15 protein-coding genes are annotated in these 19,601 nt (G+C 39.8%); 5 read left to right on the top strand and 10 right to left on the bottom strand.

The genetic code is table 11. The annotated features are described in order from the left end of the window. Nucleotides 1-51: 51 nt before the first annotated feature. Nucleotides 52-1,218 (bottom strand): ferrochelatase, encoded by a 1,167-nt coding sequence (gene hemH, locus L6494_RS00075; RefSeq protein WP_237990874.1) that lies wholly within the window; start codon nucleotides 1,216-1,218, stop codon nucleotides 52-54. A 93-nt stretch (nucleotides 1,219-1,311) separates the two neighbouring features. On the opposite strand from hemH, the gene L6494_RS00070 reads away from it, so the two are divergent. Beyond that, nucleotides 1,312-1,935: a class I SAM-dependent methyltransferase gene (locus L6494_RS00070; RefSeq protein WP_237990873.1), complete on the top strand. Its 624-nt coding sequence runs from the start codon at nucleotides 1,312-1,314 to the stop codon at nucleotides 1,933-1,935. A 118-nt stretch (nucleotides 1,936-2,053) separates the two neighbouring features. On the opposite strand, the gene L6494_RS00065 is transcribed toward L6494_RS00070, so the two are convergent. From L6494_RS00065 to ppsA, 7 genes are all read right to left on the bottom strand, one after another. Then, on the bottom strand, nucleotides 2,054-3,208 hold the full coding sequence (locus tag L6494_RS00065) for an ATP-binding protein (RefSeq protein ID WP_442947022.1): 1,155 nt from the start codon (nucleotides 3,206-3,208) through the stop codon (nucleotides 2,054-2,056). A gap of 222 nt (nucleotides 3,209-3,430) precedes the next feature. Continuing rightward, nucleotides 3,431-3,877 (bottom strand): response regulator, encoded by a 447-nt coding sequence (locus L6494_RS00060; protein WP_237990871.1) that lies wholly within the window; start codon nucleotides 3,875-3,877, stop codon nucleotides 3,431-3,433. Beyond that, nucleotides 3,831-6,128: a sensor histidine kinase gene (locus L6494_RS00055; protein ID WP_237990870.1), complete on the bottom strand. Its 2,298-nt coding sequence runs from the start codon at nucleotides 6,126-6,128 to the stop codon at nucleotides 3,831-3,833. The genes L6494_RS00060 and L6494_RS00055 overlap by 47 nt, the downstream gene beginning before the upstream one ends. Before the next feature lie 385 nt (nucleotides 6,129-6,513). Further along, on the bottom strand, nucleotides 6,514-8,010 hold the full coding sequence (locus L6494_RS00050; RefSeq protein ID WP_237990869.1) for a dolichyl-phosphate-mannose--protein mannosyltransferase: 1,497 nt from the start codon (nucleotides 8,008-8,010) through the stop codon (nucleotides 6,514-6,516). Between the two features lie 283 nt (nucleotides 8,011-8,293). Continuing rightward, nucleotides 8,294-9,412 (bottom strand): restriction endonuclease, encoded by a 1,119-nt coding sequence (locus L6494_RS00045; RefSeq protein ID WP_237990868.1) that lies wholly within the window; start codon nucleotides 9,410-9,412, stop codon nucleotides 8,294-8,296. Further along, nucleotides 9,393-10,286, bottom strand: a complete 894-nt coding sequence (gene yhdJ / locus L6494_RS00040) for an adenine-specific DNA-methyltransferase (RefSeq protein WP_237990867.1) — start codon at nucleotides 10,284-10,286, stop codon at nucleotides 9,393-9,395. Before yhdJ ends, L6494_RS00045 begins: the two co-directional genes overlap by 20 nt. A 237-nt stretch (nucleotides 10,287-10,523) precedes the next feature. Further along, nucleotides 10,524-13,016 carry a phosphoenolpyruvate synthase gene (gene ppsA / locus L6494_RS00035; RefSeq protein ID WP_237990866.1) on the bottom strand — a complete coding sequence of 831 codons (2,493 nt, stop codon included), beginning with the start codon at nucleotides 13,014-13,016 and terminating at the stop codon, nucleotides 10,524-10,526. 772 nt (nucleotides 13,017-13,788) lie between these two features. On the opposite strand from ppsA, the gene L6494_RS00030 reads away from it, so the two are divergent. The 4 genes from L6494_RS00030 (at nucleotide 13,789) to L6494_RS00015 (ending at nucleotide 16,409) form a co-directional block, all read left to right on the top strand. Continuing rightward, nucleotides 13,789-14,367 (top strand): hypothetical protein, encoded by a 579-nt coding sequence (locus tag L6494_RS00030; protein WP_237990865.1) that lies wholly within the window; start codon nucleotides 13,789-13,791, stop codon nucleotides 14,365-14,367. Nucleotides 14,368-14,371: 4 nt separating this feature from the next. After that, nucleotides 14,372-14,761: a DUF2358 domain-containing protein gene (locus L6494_RS00025; RefSeq protein ID WP_237990864.1), complete on the top strand. Its 390-nt coding sequence runs from the start codon at nucleotides 14,372-14,374 to the stop codon at nucleotides 14,759-14,761. Nucleotides 14,762-14,837: 76 nt separating this feature from the next. Beyond that, nucleotides 14,838-15,113, top strand: a complete 276-nt coding sequence (locus L6494_RS00020; protein WP_237990863.1) for a hypothetical protein — start codon at nucleotides 14,838-14,840, stop codon at nucleotides 15,111-15,113. Between the two features lie 108 nt (nucleotides 15,114-15,221). Next, nucleotides 15,222-16,409, top strand: coding sequence for a TRC40/GET3/ArsA family transport-energizing ATPase (locus L6494_RS00015; RefSeq protein WP_237990862.1), 1,188 nt, complete (start codon nucleotides 15,222-15,224; stop codon nucleotides 16,407-16,409). A 115-nt stretch (nucleotides 16,410-16,524) separates the two neighbouring features. On the opposite strand, the gene dnaN is transcribed toward L6494_RS00015, so the two are convergent. Both dnaN and dnaA read right to left on the bottom strand, forming a co-directional pair. Continuing rightward, a complete protein-coding gene (gene dnaN, locus L6494_RS00010; RefSeq protein WP_237990861.1) occupies nucleotides 16,525-17,685 on the bottom strand; it encodes a DNA polymerase III subunit beta in 1,161 nt (386 codons plus the stop codon). A 536-nt stretch (nucleotides 17,686-18,221) separates the two neighbouring features. Continuing rightward, nucleotides 18,222-19,601, bottom strand: coding sequence for a chromosomal replication initiator protein DnaA (dnaA, locus tag L6494_RS00005; protein WP_237990860.1), 1,380 nt, complete (start codon nucleotides 19,599-19,601; stop codon nucleotides 18,222-18,224).

The raw sequence follows: 19,601 nt of genomic DNA, 5'->3' as shown, positions 1-19,601 counted from the left end.
CTCCCAAAAGAGGGAAGTTAAAAGTGAAAAAACACTTGTTTAGTATAAGTTTTACTGCAACAGTCCGATCATATGTAGTAAACCTTGACCTGTAACCAACTCAATAATTAAGGCAATAAAGCCTAGCATTGCAATCCGACCATTCCACACTTCTGCACTGGTGGTCATCCCCCATTCCCAACTTTCTGGAGGATACATTTTCACCCGCTTCTTCATTTGGGTGACTTGGGAAAGCTTAAGACTGGGTTTTTGCAGTGCATCAATTACCAAATCTGCCAAAGCTCTAATAAAGACTGGATGGGTATTAGGTGCGGGTACGCGACGGAAGTTGTGGATTCCGGCTTCCTCGGCGACTTCCCGATACTCAATATCAATTTCTTGTAATGTCTCAATATGTTCTGAGACGAAACTGATGGGTACGACAACTAAGTCTTTAACGCCCTTTGCACCTAGTTCTTTGAGAGCATCTTCCGTATAGGGTTGTAACCACTCTACCGGGCCGACACGGCTTTGGTAGGCTAGGGTGTGAGGATTGGGACGATTGAGGGTCTGCATAATGAGAGCAGTACATTCCTCAATTTCCTGCTGATAGGGGTCGCCGGCTTCTTCGACATAGCTTTTGGGAACACCATGTGCGCTAAAGAAGATGTGAACTCCATCAGGATTAGCAAACTGGTCAATTTCTTGGCTAATCAGTTCCGCCATTGATTGCAAGTAACCTGGTTGTTTATGCCAAGACGGAATGACGGTGTATTCAATCCGTTGTAGTTTGGGGTCTTCTTGCCAAAGTCTGTCTAGAAGCCGGAAGCTAGAACCACTTGTACTGATAGAAAATTGAGGATAGAGGGGTAGAATCACCAAGTTGTCAAGGTTGTCTTGGGTGAGAAGTGCGATCGCTTCTTCTGTGTAAGGATGCCAATAACGCATTCCTACATATATTTTGGCTTCCTGTCCCAAATCACCTAACTGTTCTTGTAAAGCTTCTCCCTGGGCTTCTGTAATCCGCCGTAAGGGCGAGCCACCACCAATTTGCTTATAGTTCTCTTGCGATATGCTCGTGCGTCTTGAGGCGATGTACCAAGCCAGGGGTTTTTGTAACCAACGGAATGGTAAGCGTATGATTTCTGGATCAGAAAAGAGGTTATATAAGAACGGCCCGACATCCTCTAATTTATCGGGTCCACCGAGATTGAGTAATAATACGCCTACACGACCCATAGCAGTTAATTTCCCCCGACTTTTTCAGATTTTTTACTAATGTTAACAATATATCTTTATTAAATATAAAGCTTAATAGTGAGCAAAGGTACAATGGCAACAATTTTAAGAGATTTAAGTTATCGCTATCAATGGCTATATGATGGAATATCGCGGTTAGCAGCCCTTAGCGTTGGTGGTGAACCTCGTTTTCGGCAATTGGCTCTGCAAGGGTTAACAATTCAATCAGATACTCATGTTTTAGATTTATGTTGTGGTAGTGGTCAAACAACGCAATTTTTAGTTAAATATTCACAAAATGTAACAGGACTAGATGCTTCACCATTATCTTTACAAAGAGCTAGGCAGAATGTACCTGAAGCAGCTTATGTAGAAGCTTTTGCGGAAAAAATACCCTTTACGGAGGCTCAATTTGATGTAGTGCATACCAGCGCGGCTTTACATGAAATGCAGCCTGCACAATTGCGGGAAATTATTCAAGAAGTTTATCGCGTACTGAAGCCAGGAGGAGTATTTACTATTGTTGATTTTCATCCACCTACTAATCCCATCTTCTGGCCTGGTTTAGCGTTATTTTTTTGGTTGTTTGAGACAGAAACAGCCTGGAAATTATTAAAAACTGATTTAACTGGGTTGTTAACTGAAATAGGATTTAGTGTAAGTCAACCAACTTTGTATGCGGGTGGTAGTTTGCAGGTCATTCAGGCGAAAAAATAATTAATTAGGCATGGGGAATTGGGAATGAGGAATTGGTATGTCAATACTCAAAACATTCTCCCCTGTCCCCTGTCACCTGTCCCCTATCACCTGTCCCCTGTCACCTGTCCCCTGTCCCCTATTCCTTAGGCAAAATGACAGTAACACTTGTCCCAACGCCTACTTCACTATGAACTAAAATCTCTCCTTGGTGAGCATCAACGCATTTTTTGACAATTGATAGACCCAACCCAGTACCAGCAATTCCGCCAACATTCTCTCCACGATGGAAAGGCTGAAACAAATGCTTTTGGTCTTGTGGGGAAATGCCAATACCCCAATCTTGAATTTTAAAAATTACCGCGTGTTCTTGACCAAATAATTCAAAATTGACTATACCACTGGGTAGTGAATACTTAATAGCATTACCTAGCAAATTACCTAAAATGTGGTGCAGCAAGCTTTCATCTAATAATACTGGTTCTAATTTTTGAGGACAGTTGAAAATAACTGTAAGATGCTTATCTTTAATACTTAACTGCGCTTCTTCTACTATTTGACGACAGAATGCTTCTAAATCTATGGCAATCAGGTCACACCAAAGTTTACCAGCATCCGCTCTACCAATGAATGACACTTCATCTAATAGCTGTGCCATATTTTTGATTGCTGAACGAATCATTTTAAAATGAGAATGTTTTTTCTCTTGACTGAGTTTTTCTTCATTATCTTGCAATAATCCGGCAGCTAAAAGAATAGTATTTAAGGGATTCCGAATATCATGGGAAAGCATAGAGACAAACTCAGATTTAAACTGGTTGATTTCTTGAGCTTTTACCAGTTCAGCCGTGCGTTCTTCAACACGGTTTTCTAGAGATTGGTTAAGGACACGTAAGCTTTCTACGGCTTGTTTACGCTCGATTGCGTAACACAAAGCCCGCACCAAAACATGAACATTTACCTGTCGCTTGACTAGATAATCTTGCGCTCCTTGTCGCACTGCTTCAATTGCTAAATCTTCGTCATTGGTATTAGTTAGAACAACAATTGGCACACTAGGGTCTTGCTTTATCAGCAAAGATAGAGATGACAAACCTTGACTGTCAGGCAGTGTAAGGTCTAGTAAAATCACATCATAACTAGTGTGACTAAGTTCGCTGAGTGCTTCCCGCAATCGCTTCACATGAACCAGAAGAAATTGTTTGGATTCAGCTTGGTGCAAATATTCTTGTAATAACCTCGCTTCTGCTATGTTGTCCTCAATTAACAAAATTTTTACTGAATTTCCAACTATCATCTTCTGGGTTCACCTCCTGAGTGCTGAGTAATGAGTGCTGAGTGCTGTTAGCGGTAGCGCGGCGTTTAGCCGGTGCTGAGTAATGAGTAATGAGTGCTGAGTGCTGAGTGCTGAGTGCTGAGTAATGAGTAATGAGTAATGAGTTGTGAGTGGGAAATTACAAATTCTTCCCTACACCCCTATACCCTTACACCCCTACACCCCTACACCCCTACACCCCTACACCGGTGGTAGCGTAACTGTAGATAGCCAAAACTCTTCAATTCCTTTGACAATTTGGAATAGTTGAGTGAGGTTGCGAGATTTGGTGATGTAGCAGTTTACGTGCAGTTCGTAGCTGTGAAAAATGTCATCTTCGTTTCTCGAAGTTGTCAGCACTACTACCGGAATGCGTTTGAGTAAGGGGTCGGCTTTGATTTCGGCTAATACTTCTCGACCGTCTTTTCTAGGTAGGTTCAAATCTAACAGAATCAGGTCTGGACGTAGCGCATCAGTATATTCACCCTCTTGGCGAAGATAGGCCATAGCGTCTATACCATCCCGGACTGTAACCACTTGGTGTGGGATTGAGCTATTTTTGAACGCTTCTTGGATGAGACGAATATCGGCTTTGTTATCCTCAACTAAAAATATTGTTTTGAGTTTTTCTTCCGTTTCTACGCTCACGCTCTCGGCCTCCAACTGGAATTGTAAAGTAGAAGGTCGCACCCTCACCAAGTTGTGACTCTACCCAAATGCGTCCCCGATGACATTCGATAATTTTCTTACAGATGGCTAGACCCATACCTGTACCTTGATATTCGTCTCGTGTATGCAGGCGTTGAAAGATCACAAAAATGCGATCGCTAAATTGTGGATCAATCCCAATTCCGTTATCCTTGACTGAGAATAACCACTCATCGTCTAATCTTTCTGCACCGATGTGAATTTCGGGTGGTTTGTCGCTGCGGAATTTGATGGCGTTAGCAATCAGGTTTTGGAATAGCTGCATGAGTTGGGTGCTACCAGCCATGACTGTGGGTAAGGGGTCATGGGTGACGGTAGCCTTGGCTTCGATAATGCGTTGGCGTAAATTGCCTAATGCTCTTTCTAGTGGGATTTCTACATCCGTAAGTTGAAAAGCGATCGCTTGGGTGTCTACCTTGGAGTATGCTAAGACATCATCGATTAATGTCTGCATGAGGCTGACTCCCTCAACTGCGAAGTTGATAAACTCTTTCGCATCTGCATCTAGCTCATCTTCATAGCGCATTTCCAATAGTTGGACGTAATTCGCTACTTGATTAAGCGGTTCTTGCAAGTCATGGGAAGCAACGTAGGCAAATTTTTTCAGTTCGGCGTTGGAACGTTCTAAATCTTGCGCTAACTGTGCTAGTTCATCGGCTTGGCGCAGGACAATATTGACAATTGCCTTTTTCAATTCTAGCGCGGCTTTAATTTCTACGTATCGCCAAGGTAATGAGGTGAGGCGGACTGTCTCTTTCCACAGTTCAAAGGATTTTCGGGGACAGAGGCGCACATTTCCCTCAGACTGGCTGACTTCAAAAGCATTGTGAGGATCACCACCCCAATTTACAGTTTGAATCACTTCCGGTCTAAACCACAATACATAATTACGATGGGAAATGGGAATGGCTAGCAACCCACTAGCAACGTTTTTAAACCTTTCCGCATCTGGATAAACTTGTGGTAGTGAATCGGTGGAGAAAATTTCTGACTCGGCGTTATTTTTCAGCCACTGCACCAAAAAAACTAAGTCTTCTTCTTTAGGAGTCTCACCAATCAAAGTAAATTGGTCGCCACAACACACAGCCGCACCTTTCGCGCTGGTTAAATCTAAAAGATTAGGTTGATGTTTAACTAAACCATCAATAAAGTTGTCTTCCTGGGACATATATTCAACCAACAATGATTGAATATGGGTGAGATTCATTCGATAATCGTAGTCTTCCGTTTCTTCCCTGGCTGAAAGTTCTGCAAATATCACTCTTCCTAGAAATTCGCAGGCTTTGCGTAATTCGTAGGAAACATATTTAGGTGTCTGATGGTGACAGGCGATTAATCCCCAAAGTTTTTGATCTTTAATCAAGGAAATAGTTAAGGAAGCACCTACACCCATATTGTGTAAGTAATCCAAATGACAGGAAGCGGCACTTCTCAGGATAGAATTAGTTAAATCAGGCGGGCGATCGCTCACCGGATTTTTCACTGGTAACATCTGTACAGCTTCAGCCTGAGCATCTGGGATGAGTCGAATAGAATTAGAAATAAATAATTTTCTCGCAGGTTTAGGAATATCCGATTCTGGATAGTGCAGTCCTAAATATGGTTCTAAGCTGGCGATTTTTTCCTCAGCGACAACAGAACCATGTCCATCATCATCAAATTTATATAACATCACCCGATCAAAACCTGTGACTTTGCGGACTTCTTGCACAATTATCTGACAGAAATCTCGCAGATTCGCCGTTCTTTCTAACTCATTAATAGAAGCTTTAGCTAGATGATAAAAGCTTAAAAAAGGAATATTTTCTTGAGAAATAGCAGGTTCTAACTCTAAAATCAAAAATCCTTCAGAATTCCGATGGAAGACGGCATCAAAAACTACGTAATCATCTCCTTTCTTCCGCATCCACAGCTTGGTCGGATTAATAAATTCGATATTACCTTCTAATAATCCAGCTTTAATTCTTTCAACTTGGAATGAATCAAGTAAGTCTTCCAGCTTTTTCTGTAAAACAGATTCAGCATTAATGCCTAAAATATCCCAGGTATTGTTGCTAACTTGTAATATCTTTAGATCAGGTTCTTCTAAGACTAGCAACACTCCATGCGGTTGAACTTGGCTAGAAAGATGAATTGGAGCTTCTTTTAAACGCGTTACATTAATATCTGCTAGTTCTAAGCTTATGGTCATAAATAAATATCCTCTTTTATTGTCTGAGGTCATCAAAATAATTTTGATATTTCTAGAGTCCAAAGAGCAGCAATTTTTATCTAGATTACGTTAGAAACACCAAAATATAAAATTCTATCCTGTCATCATCTATCTTGGCTCAATTTGCCCTTTAGTTCTGCTATTGTTACGTTGGCTAACGGTTTCAGACTACTAATTTTTAACTCCTCAGTAAGTTAGCGGCAGTTGATTTCTACACTGTCCGCGTTTTACAGTCTAACAGGCACTCATGATATGCAGAGATAAGAAATGTGAAAAGTTAAGTGATTGATTAAGCAGATTGTGTTTAGCTGTGTAAACTATTTTTAGATGTGATGAATCGCGTCTCTACAAGTTTGTTTTAGGCTTATATCCAAGAACTAAACCACATCCGCAATCTATAACCTTCAGGCGAAAGGGGTAAACCTAAATAAATCGGCATCCAGAAAACAAAAGCGGCGATAATGAGAAAAGAGATAGAAATGCCTACAGCCCTGAGTGATCGATGATAACTGTGTAGACATTGATCGATAAACCAGGCGATCGCTAAAAATGCAAATACGACAGATGTCATGTAATGATAGATAAAAACACACCTTGTTACCTTTACCCAAGGTAGTAAGTTGACAGCATAATTTACGACTAAAAATAAAGCTATCCAACTATCAGTAGGAATATTTTCAGGTAAAGATAAGCGTCTTTGTTTAATGACAGGAATCACAACAGATGTTAATAGCATCCCCAGCAGAAATAATATAGATGCGAAACCAAGCCACCACAAAAAAGGATTACCAATAGCATGAACATCATAGATAACTTTTCCTGTACCACTAGGTAAAGGAGGCCCCAATACAGGTAAAGGATCAGTTATACTTTGCGCTGTCTGATAATAATAAGCCATTGGACGAGTCAGCAAAGGCCATTTATACCAAGCAGCACAGTAGGGATGGACTGTAGGAGAATTACCACCGAGTTTTTCGTGAAATCCTAAAATTTCCTTGTGTACTGCTATAAATCCATATTTAGGATTCATTTGTAGGTGAGGAATCCAGAGGAGACTATAGACAGCGACGGGAACAATTCCTAGAGACAAGATAAATTGCCAAAAGTTGATTTGTGTAAGTTTTTGTAGTGGTAAAGGATTGGTAATATTATTTGATTGCTGGTTAGATGAGTTAATTATATTAAACGTAAATAAATTTTTTATAATATCTTTAGTTTGATTTCTATGGGTAAGTAATTGGTATATCCAACTGAAGCTCCAAATAACATAGATACCAAATAAAGAAAATAGCCCGTTCCATTTTGTAGCACAGGAAGCACCAAAAGCTATGCCTGCCAACACTAAATATAATTGCCGTTTTTGTTGCTTGGCTAACGCTAATAAAAACAACCAATGTCCTAATAATCCAAACAGAACTATATAAATATTAATTAAAGCATAGCGAGATTCGACAATAAACATACCATCCAAAGCAGTGAATAACCCTGCTAGTAAAGCAAAGCTGCGACGGTAACTTAATTGATAGGCAATGTTAGCTATAATAATAGGAATAAACGAACCAGATAGAGCATTCATCCAGCGATAACTCCAAGGCGATCGCAAAGAACCTGTCATTCCATTTACTGGTTCTTGCCAAAAAGGAACATGACTACCAAGCCACATTCCCAAAGCAATCATATACTTACCTAAAGGTGGATGACCATCAAAAAACGGTGTATGGGTTAGATAGTTATGACCGAACTTAGCATAATAAACTTCATCAAATACCAACGTATTAAATCTATCTAATCCCCAAAAACGTAGAGTCAGAGACAGCAGAAATATCCCTACCAACCCAATTCGATACCAATTCTTAGTCATTACTCATTAGTTATTAGTCACTCTTGAGTTACCCCATTAACGTTTGTAGTAAGGACTTTAGTCCTTCATCATACTTGTTATACGCAATGAGCTACCCACTACGAACTATAACTTATCCCGACCATCTTCGTTTTCATGTGTTCTGGTATACGTAGTGAATGATCACTGCTGAATATCAAAGTAACCCAACATTTTAGGGATTAACATCAGTGTGTAACAAAACAAACAAACTGTTCTGGTATTTGGGTGCTTAAATTAACGTTTGTTCGTAGGTGAGGAGATCCTATTCTTCTGCTTCTACGTTGAACTCAACTCGGCTTTGTATAACTATCTCTTCAATTACTGCTGCACCTTTATTAAAGGCTAAAACTGTATCAAAACGACGCATTATTTCTGGTATATTTATAATTTCTTCCACGGATGACATATATCTATTAATAATAGCTTTAATTTTGTATCTTGCTGTTGCTTGTTCCTCTAATTTTTTTAGGATTTTATTAACTGTTTCCTCAGTTTTGACAACGAAAGTAATCGGATATTTTTGCACCTTATCTATATCCAAAAAATACTTACCTACATCTATAGTTTCTGTCACTTGAAAGAAGCGACCAAGTGGTTTCATTACGAAGTCTATACCGCCATCATTTGCATTAGTACGGCCTGTTTTATACAGAATTAAAGAATCAGTATTTAGATCATCTTGTGACCAACCCCAGTATATCTGCTGTTCGGCATAATACTCTTTTAAAATTGCATAACTTACAATCTCAAAAATCCTTGCATCTATATTTGGTCTGAGCAATCCTCGAATAAATTCGATAGATTGTGTTGCATCCTGTTGTTGAATGTTTATCATTTCTTGGCAATAAACCATGAATTCATTAAAAGCCTCACTTCTTGCTTGTATATAAGTATCAATAATGTTTTTTATAGCTAAAGCAATATTGATTTGTTGATTATTAACAATGATTTTTATAATATTTTCATTAATCCAATATCTATTTGTTGTAGCGTCTCTAATAATAGGTAGATGCAAAGATGTAGGAAAATATTTTTTGAACTCTTCATTTAGTCTATGATTTAGTGCATGATTTTGTAATTTACTTCCAAAAGGAAGTTCTCTTTGTCTCCTCAAAAGAACAGTAAACTGAGAACCTTCATAGTCTTCATAGTTATTATTAATATGAAAATCATGCTTTATATAATCTTCGATTAATACATAGATTGCATAATGATTGGCAAATCCTGCTCGTGACTTAGAACCTCGATTTGCAGCTTTACTTTTGATATTTAGATACTGTAATAGCTCACTAGATTCTAAAACTAGATTGCCCTGATTAGGAAAATGAATATCTAGAATTTCAATTATTTTTTTTGTGAATTCATGCTGTACTGTTGGCATCAAAGAGATTCCCCTGTAAAATATCTAAATTCTGCCCATTTTTATTTTTTCTAATATGATTTTTTTGTATAGATAAAAGGGGTTCACCTTTGTATTCCTGACATTTCAAAACTCTTCTCAATCCAATTTTTAAATATTCTTCCTGAGATTCTATATTAATTGAATTTCTCTCCAGTTTTTTAGCAACAGCACCAACTGTAAAAGTACCTGCAAATGGATCAAGTACAATATCACCTTTATTACTACTTGCAAGAATAATTCTTTCCAGTAATGATTCTGGTTTTTGTGAGGGATGATTTTCATATTCTTCCATTCGATACCTCACACGAGGAAAATACCAGGCATTACCAGGGACTTTTTCTGTGTTGTATGGTGTTGGAATAGCTTTTCTATAATCGATTAACTTTCGTTGTGCGCCAGTTTTTGCTTCTATTTTTATATGTTCTGAATTGAAAGTATAATTATTTTTATCTTTGACACAATAGAGTAATGGCTCGTACATTGAACCAAAATACTTTTTTGCTTGAACTCCAGAACTGTCATAATGCCAGATAATTCGGCTCAGAATGATCAATCTTTGCCTTAAATAAATATCAAAGTACGGCATGGCTTGCGTACTTGTCATCACATATAGACTTCCGTTCGGTTTGAGTATACGAATACACTCATCTAGCCATGTATATGCCCACTTTGCATATTCCTCGTCAGACTCCCACTTATCGTAAAATGTTGAAAATCTTTTTCCTATGTTGTAGGGAGGATCAAGAAAAATTAGGTCTACAGATTCGGAGGCAATCTCGCTGGACAAAATATACAGAGCATCACCGTGAAATATCGTATGCGCTCCATCTTCATATCTTTCAAACATTACCATTAGACATCTCCATAAATGAGGTATCAACCCTCACTGCACAAGGCTTTCATATTCTTTTTCGGAGATGTCTATTAGTTTACAGATTATGCTCTAAGCAAATAAGCAGACGGAAAGCAACAAAGCATGGTTATGAACATTGTTACTTTTATTGCTCACCACTGTAGACATTATCCTTCAAAGATCAACCTCAATTCGTCACAATTTTACACAAAGCTGTACTCCAGTGCAATCACTCACCTACTTTTGCTGTTCCACCTTCGCCACTTCTAACATTGTCTTTAACACCGAATCAGGATTGAGACTAATAGAATCAATACCCTGTTCTACCAAAAACTGAGCAAATTCTGGGTAATCGCTGGGTGCTTGTCCGCAAATACCAATTTTGCGGTTGTGTTTTTTAGCTGCTTCTATCGCCATTTTCACCATTTGCTTCACAGCCGGACTACGTTCATCAAACAGTCGCGCTACCAAAGCAGAATCCCTATCTAAACCCAAAGTCAACTGAGTTAAATCATTAGAACCAATCGAGAAACCGTCAAATATCTCAGCAAATTGTTCTGCCAGAATTACATTACTAGGTAACTCGCACATTACATACACCTGCAAGTTGTTCACGCCTTGTTTTAGCCCATTTTTTGCCATCTCTGCTAAAACTAACAGTCCCTCTTCAGGAGTGCGACAGAAGGGAATCATCGGGATGACATTGGTTAAACCCATATCTTCCCGTACTCGCTTAATGGCTTGACACTCTAAGGCAAAACCATCTTTGTAGCCTTCATCATAATATCGTGCCGCACCCCGCCAGCCAAGCATGGGGTTTTCTTCTTTTGGCTCAAATTGTCTACCACCTTCCAAGTTGGCGTATTCATTACTCTTAAAATCTGACATTCGCACAATTACAGGTTTGGGATAAAAGGCGGCGGCGATTCTACCTATCCCTTGGGCTAATTTATCGACAAAATACTGGGGTTTATCATCATACATGGCGGTGATGGCAGCAATTTTGGCTTTTGCGTCCGCATCTTCTAATTTGTCGTAGTGAATCAACGCCAGAGGATGAATTTTGATTTGGTTTGCAATGATAAACTCAGTCCGCGCTAAACCTACCCCATCATTAGGAATTGCAGATAAACTCAAGGCTTCTTGGGGATTACCGACATTCATTAAAATTTGGGTGCGGGTACGAGGTAAGTTTTCTAAAGGCACTTCCTTAACTTCAAAAGGTAATAAACCTGCATAAACTTTGCCTTCTTCACCTTCTGCACAAGAAACCGTCACTTCTTGACCAGTTGTTAAAACTTCCGTTGCGTTAACACAACCAACGATCGCAGGTACACCCAATTCCCGTGCAATAATTGCTGCATGACAGGTACGTCCGCCAGAATTGGTAATAATCGCACTGGCGCGTTTCATAATAGGTTCCCAGTCTGGGTCAGTTCTTTCTGTAACTAAAACGTCCCCAGCCTGGAACTCTTCTATTTGTTTAACATCTAAAATTACTCGCACTTTTCCTTGACTAATCGCTTCCCCAATCGCCCGTCCAATAACTAAGGGGTGTAGAGATTGAGGAGTAGAGATTTGGCTAGTTTTCTCCCCAGTCCCCAGTCCCCAATCCCCACTTCCCAATACCAACCGATAACTCCGCAGTACGTTACCTTGCTTTTGTGACTGGACTGTTTCAGGACGCGCTTGGACTATAAATAGTTGATTAGTAATCCCATCTTTTGCCCATTCGATATCCATCGGCGTATAAATTCCGTGGACTTGGCAATAATGGTCTTCAATTAAACAAGCCCAACGCCCTAGTTGTAAAATCTCTTCATCACTCAGGGCAAATTGATTTTGTTCTAAATTAGATACAGGTATATTTTTAGTAGATTGAGAGCCTTGGTCATAGACCATCTTTAATTCTTTACTGCCCAATTTTTTATCAATAATGGGACGAAAACCTGTTCTTAAAGTTGGTTTGAAAACATAATATTCATCGGGGTTAACTGTCCCCTGGACAACGTTTTCTCCTAAGCCATAAGCAGCCGTAATTAAAGCAGCATCTTTAAAACCTGTTTCAGTGTCAATAGAAAACATCACCCCAGAGGTAGCTAAATCAGAACGCACCATTTTCTGTACACCCACAGCTAGGGCGACGCTAAAATGATCAAATCCTTTGGTATGGCGGTAAGAAATAGCACGGTCTGTAAATAGGGAAGCAAAACATTGATGACAAGCTGTTAATACTGCTTCTACACCAACAATATTCAGATAGGTTTCTTGCTGTCCTGCAAAACTAGCATCGGGTAAATCTTCGGCGGTAGCACTGGAACGCACTGCTACATCTGTGTTGGGGTTGTACACTTCACACAGAGTTTTATATGCACTAGCGATCGCCTGTTGTAATTCTAGAGGAAATGGTGTGTCCATCAAGAGCGATCGCGCCTGTTTTCCCCTTGCTTGTAAATTTTTGACATCTTCTACATCCAAGTCAGCAAATAGTTCTCTTAACTTCCCTTCCAAACCCGCCGACTGGATGAAGTAACGATAAGCATAAGCTGTAGTGGCAAATCCTGTAGGTACATTCACGCCTTGGGGTGTTAACTGTTGAATCATTTCCCCCAAAGACGCATTTTTCCCACCGACTAAGCCGATATCCGCAATTCCCACTTCATCAAACCAGAGAACAAATGATTTCTCTTTAGAGAATTGAGCCACAGTGCGATGAGATACTGTAAACATAGATATTACCTCCCCGATTGTACTCTGGTTATTGATAGTAAGTTAGGTTTTTGACTTATTGTTTGATTTGGCAATTGCCAGCCTGATAGACACGAAATATCGTGTTTTCTACCTTGCTTGAGTGCTTAATGTTTCCTTTGGGATCACCATAACAAAAAAAATTAGATTTTGGTTTTGCTTTCAAAACAATTCATTTTTGACAACAATTTATAACCACAGATGGAGGTTTTAATTAAGATTTTGTTACATGGTGAACCAACTTCAACTATCCTTAAAAAAGCAGATCCGCAACTTTTTGAAGAAGTCGCGGATGTTAAACGTATATTTTGTTGGGATTAATTTTAACTGAAAGTCGTAGATTGACACTCTCCGACCTAAAGGTACGGAGATTCTTAAGACCTCACAGCCTTAATATTCTGTTTGCACAGATTCCCAGGCTCACCACGTTTGCCCAGTAGGGCGTAGTGATATCTCCTCAAGGTTTTTCGGGCGTAGACTTTCCCCCAGTCCGGGGGTAGGTTTTTAAATCTTGTACTGATTAGAGTATTTTACCATGTTCATCAACAAAATTGACTTAAGCCTAAAGGCAATAAAGAAGCTTTCATCCCGTGCCTGTTCGCGCAGCGTCTCCCCTTGGGAGAAGTACGAAGTTCGGACACCTGCGTGTCCTGCTTCTCACGGGTTTTCAGCATTCCCCTTATAATTTCAATAATAAGCTGATGTATCAATAAAAGTAATAGCGTTACCCTAGAGGTTAAAGCTCAAAAAAACTATGACACCTCGAGAACTTGCAGAGACTTTGACCGAATTATTTGGGACAACCAATGTACAAGAGATCACATCTGGCTCGTGGCAAATAGACACATCTACATTTAGGCTTTTAGTATTGCTGTCGGAAGATAGCAATTGGTTGCGGGTTTTATTACCGATTGTGCCATTACAAGAAGCGCAACCATTCTTAGCACAGTTTTTATCAGCCAACTTTGATGACACCCAAGAAGTCCGCTACGCCTTGTATGACAGCGTGATGTGGGGAGTATATCAGCATCATAGCGGTACTTTAGTGAGAGATGACTTGAAAAATGCGATCGCTAGACTCATATCGTTACATACCGCAGGCTTAAACGATGTCTTCAATAGCCTCATCGAAAACCGCATTCGCCAAATTGTGCAAGCTGCAAAACAACAAGGACAATCTCTGCAAGCCACAATGCAAACCCTAGAACGGTTCTATGCTGAAGGATTGTTAGGAGAAATCAACCAAACGACAGAAACAAGAGAAGAAGTTTTAGCAGCTTGGCAACGACAGCTAGAACGGCTATGGCATGAAGTAGAATCTCAACCAGAATAAGACAATGGACATCATCGAAATCCTGAAACTAGACTATCAACGCTTCCCAGACAATCAAACCTACAGTATTTATGCCGAAAATGTTTATTTTCAAGACCCGCTAAATAGTTTTCGCGGTGTTGAACGCTATAAACAGATGATTAAATTCATCAAAACTTGGTTTCTCAATTGCCACATGGATGTACATAATATTCAACCCTTGGGAGACACCATCAAAACAGAATGGACACTCAGTTGGAATACTCCCTTACCCTGGAAACCGCGCATCTCTATCTCTGGTTGGAGTGAACTAGGACTTAACTCAGATGGCTTGATAGTTTCTCACATTGATTATTGGCACTGTTCCCGTCTAGACGTGTTGAAACAGCATATAATCCCTGGCAAACAGCAGTAAATCGAATCTAAGTTGGAGTAGTTACCCAATCTCAGCTACAAATTAGGATAAGTATATATCCCAAAGAGCGATCGCAATGGCTGACAAAGACCTCAAACAACTCATAGAAGCTAACGCTAAAACCGTCCAAGCCATGTTAGATGACATGACAGACACACGAGAGGAACGGCAAGAACTCCGTGAAGGTATGATCCAACTACAAAAAGCAGTAGAACGATTAACCCAGGTACAAGAAGGAATCTTCAACCTGTTACTTTCCGTAGATGGCAATCGCCCCACAATTCTTAACAAACTCTCAGAAATTGAAACCAAACTAGATCAACTATTGCAGCAACATCCCCAAGATGAATAAATCTTCAATACCCAATGCCCCTTGCCCAATGCCCCAATCCGCAAAACCATTGATAATAGAAATAGCGTAAATAAATGTAAACAATTCTCAGGCAGGGCATAATCATCCATGCGAGTAATTTTAATGACAGGTAAAGGCGGCGTGGGTAAAACCTCCGTTGCAGCAGCAACTGGACTGCGTTGTGCAGAATTAGGATATCGTACACTGGTTTTGAGTACAGACCCTGCCCACTCATTAGCAGACAGTTTTGACATGGAACTAGGCCATGCAGCCCGGCAAATTCGTCCTAAATTGTGGGGCGCAGAATTAGATGCACTCCAAGAATTAGAAGGAAACTGGGGTGCAGTCAAACGATATATTACCCAGGTTTTACAGGCAAGAGGTTTAGATGGAGTACAAGCAGAAGAATTAGCCATCCTACCAGGTATGGATGAAATTTTTGGCTTGGTCAGAATGAAACGCCACTACGATGAAGGCGAGTATGATGTCTTGATTATCGACTCTGCACCCACCGGCACAGCATTACGACTGTTGAGTTTACCGGAAGTTGGTGGTTGGTATATGCGGCGTTTTTACAAGCCATTTCAAAACATCTCAGTAGCACTGCGTCCCCTAGTTGAACCCATTTTTAGACCCATTGCGGGATTTTCTTTACCCAACAAAGAAGTAATGGATGCGCCTTATGAGTTTTATGAGCAAATTGAAGCATTGGAAAAAGTATTAACAGATAATACTCAAACTTCAGTCCGCTTAGTCACTAATCCAGAGAAGATGGTGATTAAAGAATCTCTCCGCGCTCATGCCTATCTCAGCTTGTATAATGTCGCCACAGATTTAGTTGTAGCTAATCGAATTATCCCGCCAGAAGTGCAAGATCCATTCTTCCAACGTTGGAAACAAAATCAAGAAGAATATCGTCAAGAAATTCACGATGATTTTCATCCTCTCCCTGTCAAAGAAGTACCATTATTTTCTGAAGAGATGTGTGGTTTGGCAGCCTTAGAGAGGTTAAAAGAAACCCTCTATAAAGATGAAGATCCAACCCAAGTATATTACAAAGAAACTACCCTGAGAGTAGTGCAAGAACAAAATCAATACAGCTTAGAATTGTATTTGCCGGGGATTCCCAAAGACCAAGTTCAACTTAGTAAAACTGGGGACGAATTAAATATTACGATTGGTAATCATCGCCGTAACCTAGTCTTACCCCAAGCCCTAGCTGCACTACAACCCGCAGGTGCAAAGATGGAAGATGATTATCTCAAAATTCGCTTTGCCGATAATGCCAGAGTCTAAAAATTCAGAATCCTGAGCAAATCTTAAAGCCATAATCATCTTGTTTTATTGATCAGGTGACAGGGAACAAGGAAAGGGTAGAAGGTCGGTTTATACCCTTTCCTCAATCTCCTTTTTAATTTCTCAATTGAATTGGCATAGCTAAATAAATCATCTTTAACCCACCTAATGGTGTAAAAATTACTGGAGTTAAATCTTGATTCAGGTGCATTTGAATTTCTGAGGATGGTAAAGCTTTCAATCCTTCCATTAAATATTTGACATTAAAGGCAATATCTATATCTGTTCCAGAAATTTGAGCCGACATTGACTCTCTACCATTACCCATTTCTTGCGCTTCACAAGATAGGGTTAATTCTTGGGCATTGCTATCAATGCTAAGTTTAACAATATTATTCTTTTGATCGGCTAATACAGCAATTCGCTCTAATGTACTTAAAAATTGTCGGCGTTCGATTGTAACTTGTCGTTCAAATTGTTTAGGAATGAGTTGCCGATAAGCGGGATATTGACCTTCTAAGGTACGGCTACTAAGGCGTTGATTACCCCATGCAAACACCACTTGACCTTGATCTAAATATAGGGCTATAGGTTCATCAGATGCAGCCTTATGAGCCAACATCCTTTCTAGCTCTCGTAAGGCTCTCGCTGGTACTGTAACTTCTAGTTGTTGTTCGCTATCTTCCAATGGACGCTCATTACTAGTTTCTACTACTGCTAGGCGATGTCCATCAGTAGCAGCAAATTCTAATGTGTCTTGTTTAACGGTCAGATGAACCCCCGTGAGGACTTGCTTAGTTTCATCAGAACTCGTAGCGAACAAAGAACCCCGCAATCCTTCGATTAAGGCTGTGGCGGTGATATTAATAGCTTGAGTATTTTCAATTAGAGGTAATTCGGGAAACTCTTCTGCACCCATAGCGCGTAACTGGTATTTTCCAGTTTTGGGTGTGAGGGTAACAACTAAACCCTCTCCTGTGGCGGTGCTATCTGTCGATTCATCATCTAGGGTGATTTCTCCCTCTGGTAGACGGGAGGTGATATCTACAAGTAATTTAGCAGGAAGTGCGATCGCTCCCTCTTGCCATACCTCAGCATTAAAACTAGTGCGAATACCCAAGCTGAGATCAAAGGCTGTGAGACTTACTTGGTTAGTTTGAGCATCTGCTTGCAGTAGCACATTAGCAAGTACGGGATGAGTTGGTCGTGACGGTACAGCACGACTAACAAGTGAGAGGTTTGTACTGAGATCGCTTTGAGCGCAAACTAATTTCATGATCAGATTCAGCAGGTGAGTAAATATAGTAGCATTCCCATATCTAGCTAAGGGGGCAGACGAGAATAGTTTTTAGTTTTAATTTAACGTCTGCCATCGTCACGGCTATCAGAGGATGTTTGAAAAGTCCCCTTTTATGTCATGCTGACGAAGGAAGCATCCCAGTATAACGGTGAAAACGCGGATTCTTCCTTCCGCAAAGCTCCACTCAGAATGACAAATGATACCTGACAAAACTTTTCAAACAACCTCTCAGACTGTTGTTGTAAACACCTAGGTTAAAAATTGTGGAAACTGTGGAAAACCTTCCGTAATTCCCTAGTTAGTCACAGTTGGGAAGATGAATATCTGTGGAAAACTTGTGGAAAACCCCTTGGTATTTTCCACAGGGTAATTATACTTAAGAAAATTTTCCCCGAAAATTTCCAGTTTCCCACAAAATAGATTTAAATTTAATCTATTTTTATACATTACTTAATATTTAAAATCATTTTTAGAGAGTGGCATGATTACTAGTTGTGGAAAACTTTGTAGAATTATTTTCGCCGTGATGAACTAGTCATGTTGATGCGATCGCTAAGTTGACGGAGAGTTTGTGATAAACTGCGATCGCTTTCCCGCAGTTGAGTAATTTTCTCACAACTGTACATGACAGTTGTATGGTCTTTACCGCCAAACTCTTCACCAATTCTCGGTAGACTTAAATCAGTATGTTGACGCATTAAATACATCCCAATTTGACGCGCCCAACTAATTTCCCGTCGGCGGGAGTTGCTTTTCAGTTCTTCAATTGAGAGAGCAAAATTTTCAGCTATCACCGTTAAAATTGCCCCTGGTGTAGCCTCAAATTTTTCCGTGGAAGTTTCTAAAACAGGGGTAATATTTTCTACCGTCATCGGCAACCCCCAAATAGAAATGTAAGCTAAAGCTCTCGTCAAAGCTCCCTCTAATTCCCGGATATTATTAGTATAATTAACAGCAATATATTCAATGACATCACGGGGTAATCTGATATTTTCGTATTCCGCTTTTTTCTGGAGAATAGCCATTCTCGTTTCTAAATCTGGAGACTGAATATCAGCAATCAACCCCATTGAAAAGCGAGAACAAAGACGCTCTTGTAAGTGGGGTATTTGATTAGGTGGACGGTCAGAAGCAATTACAACTTGCTTACCAGCTTCATGTAACGTATTAAAAGTATGGAAAAATTCTTCTTGGGTGTACTCCTTACCTTCCAGAAACTGAATATCGTCTACTAACAACACATCAGCAGCCCGATAATGTTCTCGAAAACTCTGCATCTTGTCATTGCGAATAGCTGTAATTAAATCATTAGTAAACTGTTCTGTAGAAACATAAAATATCTTACAATCAGAGCAAATTTCTAAGCGATAGTGACCAATCGCTTGCATGAGATGAGTTTTGCCTAAACCTACACCACCACATAAAAATAAAGGATTAAATTCCTTCCCAGGCGATTCAGCAACCGCTAACGATGCAGCATGAGCCATGCGACTATTTGCTCCTACCACAAAGCGGGAAAATACATATTTAGAATTTAAGTCAGTGTTTGGCTGTCTTTTTTTAGTCCCAGTTTCCGAAGTAGTATTTGGAGTTGGTGATTCCCAATTGACTGCTGATTCCCCTAGTTCTTCAACTGCATCACTTTGAGCGACTTTAATATAAATTTCTACAGGATGTCCCAGGATATCCTGTACTACATTAGCAATGGTATTAATGTAATACTTTTGTAACCAATTACGAGCAAAAGGATTAGGGGTAACGATAAATAAACAATTATTTTCTAATTTTTCTACACTAGCAGTTTTAATCCAAGTCTCAAAGGTGGGACGGGATAATTCTATTTGTAAGCGATCTAGTACCTGATTCCATAAATTGTCAATAGTAATTTCCAT

Origin of the sequence: Nostoc sp. UHCC 0870 (assembly GCF_022063185.1) — a bacterium.
Taxonomy (GTDB): Bacteria; Cyanobacteriota; Cyanobacteriia; order Cyanobacteriales; family Nostocaceae; genus Trichormus.
The sequence above is the reverse complement of the archived record's forward strand: the minus strand, read 5'-3'. Positions and strand labels throughout refer to the sequence as shown.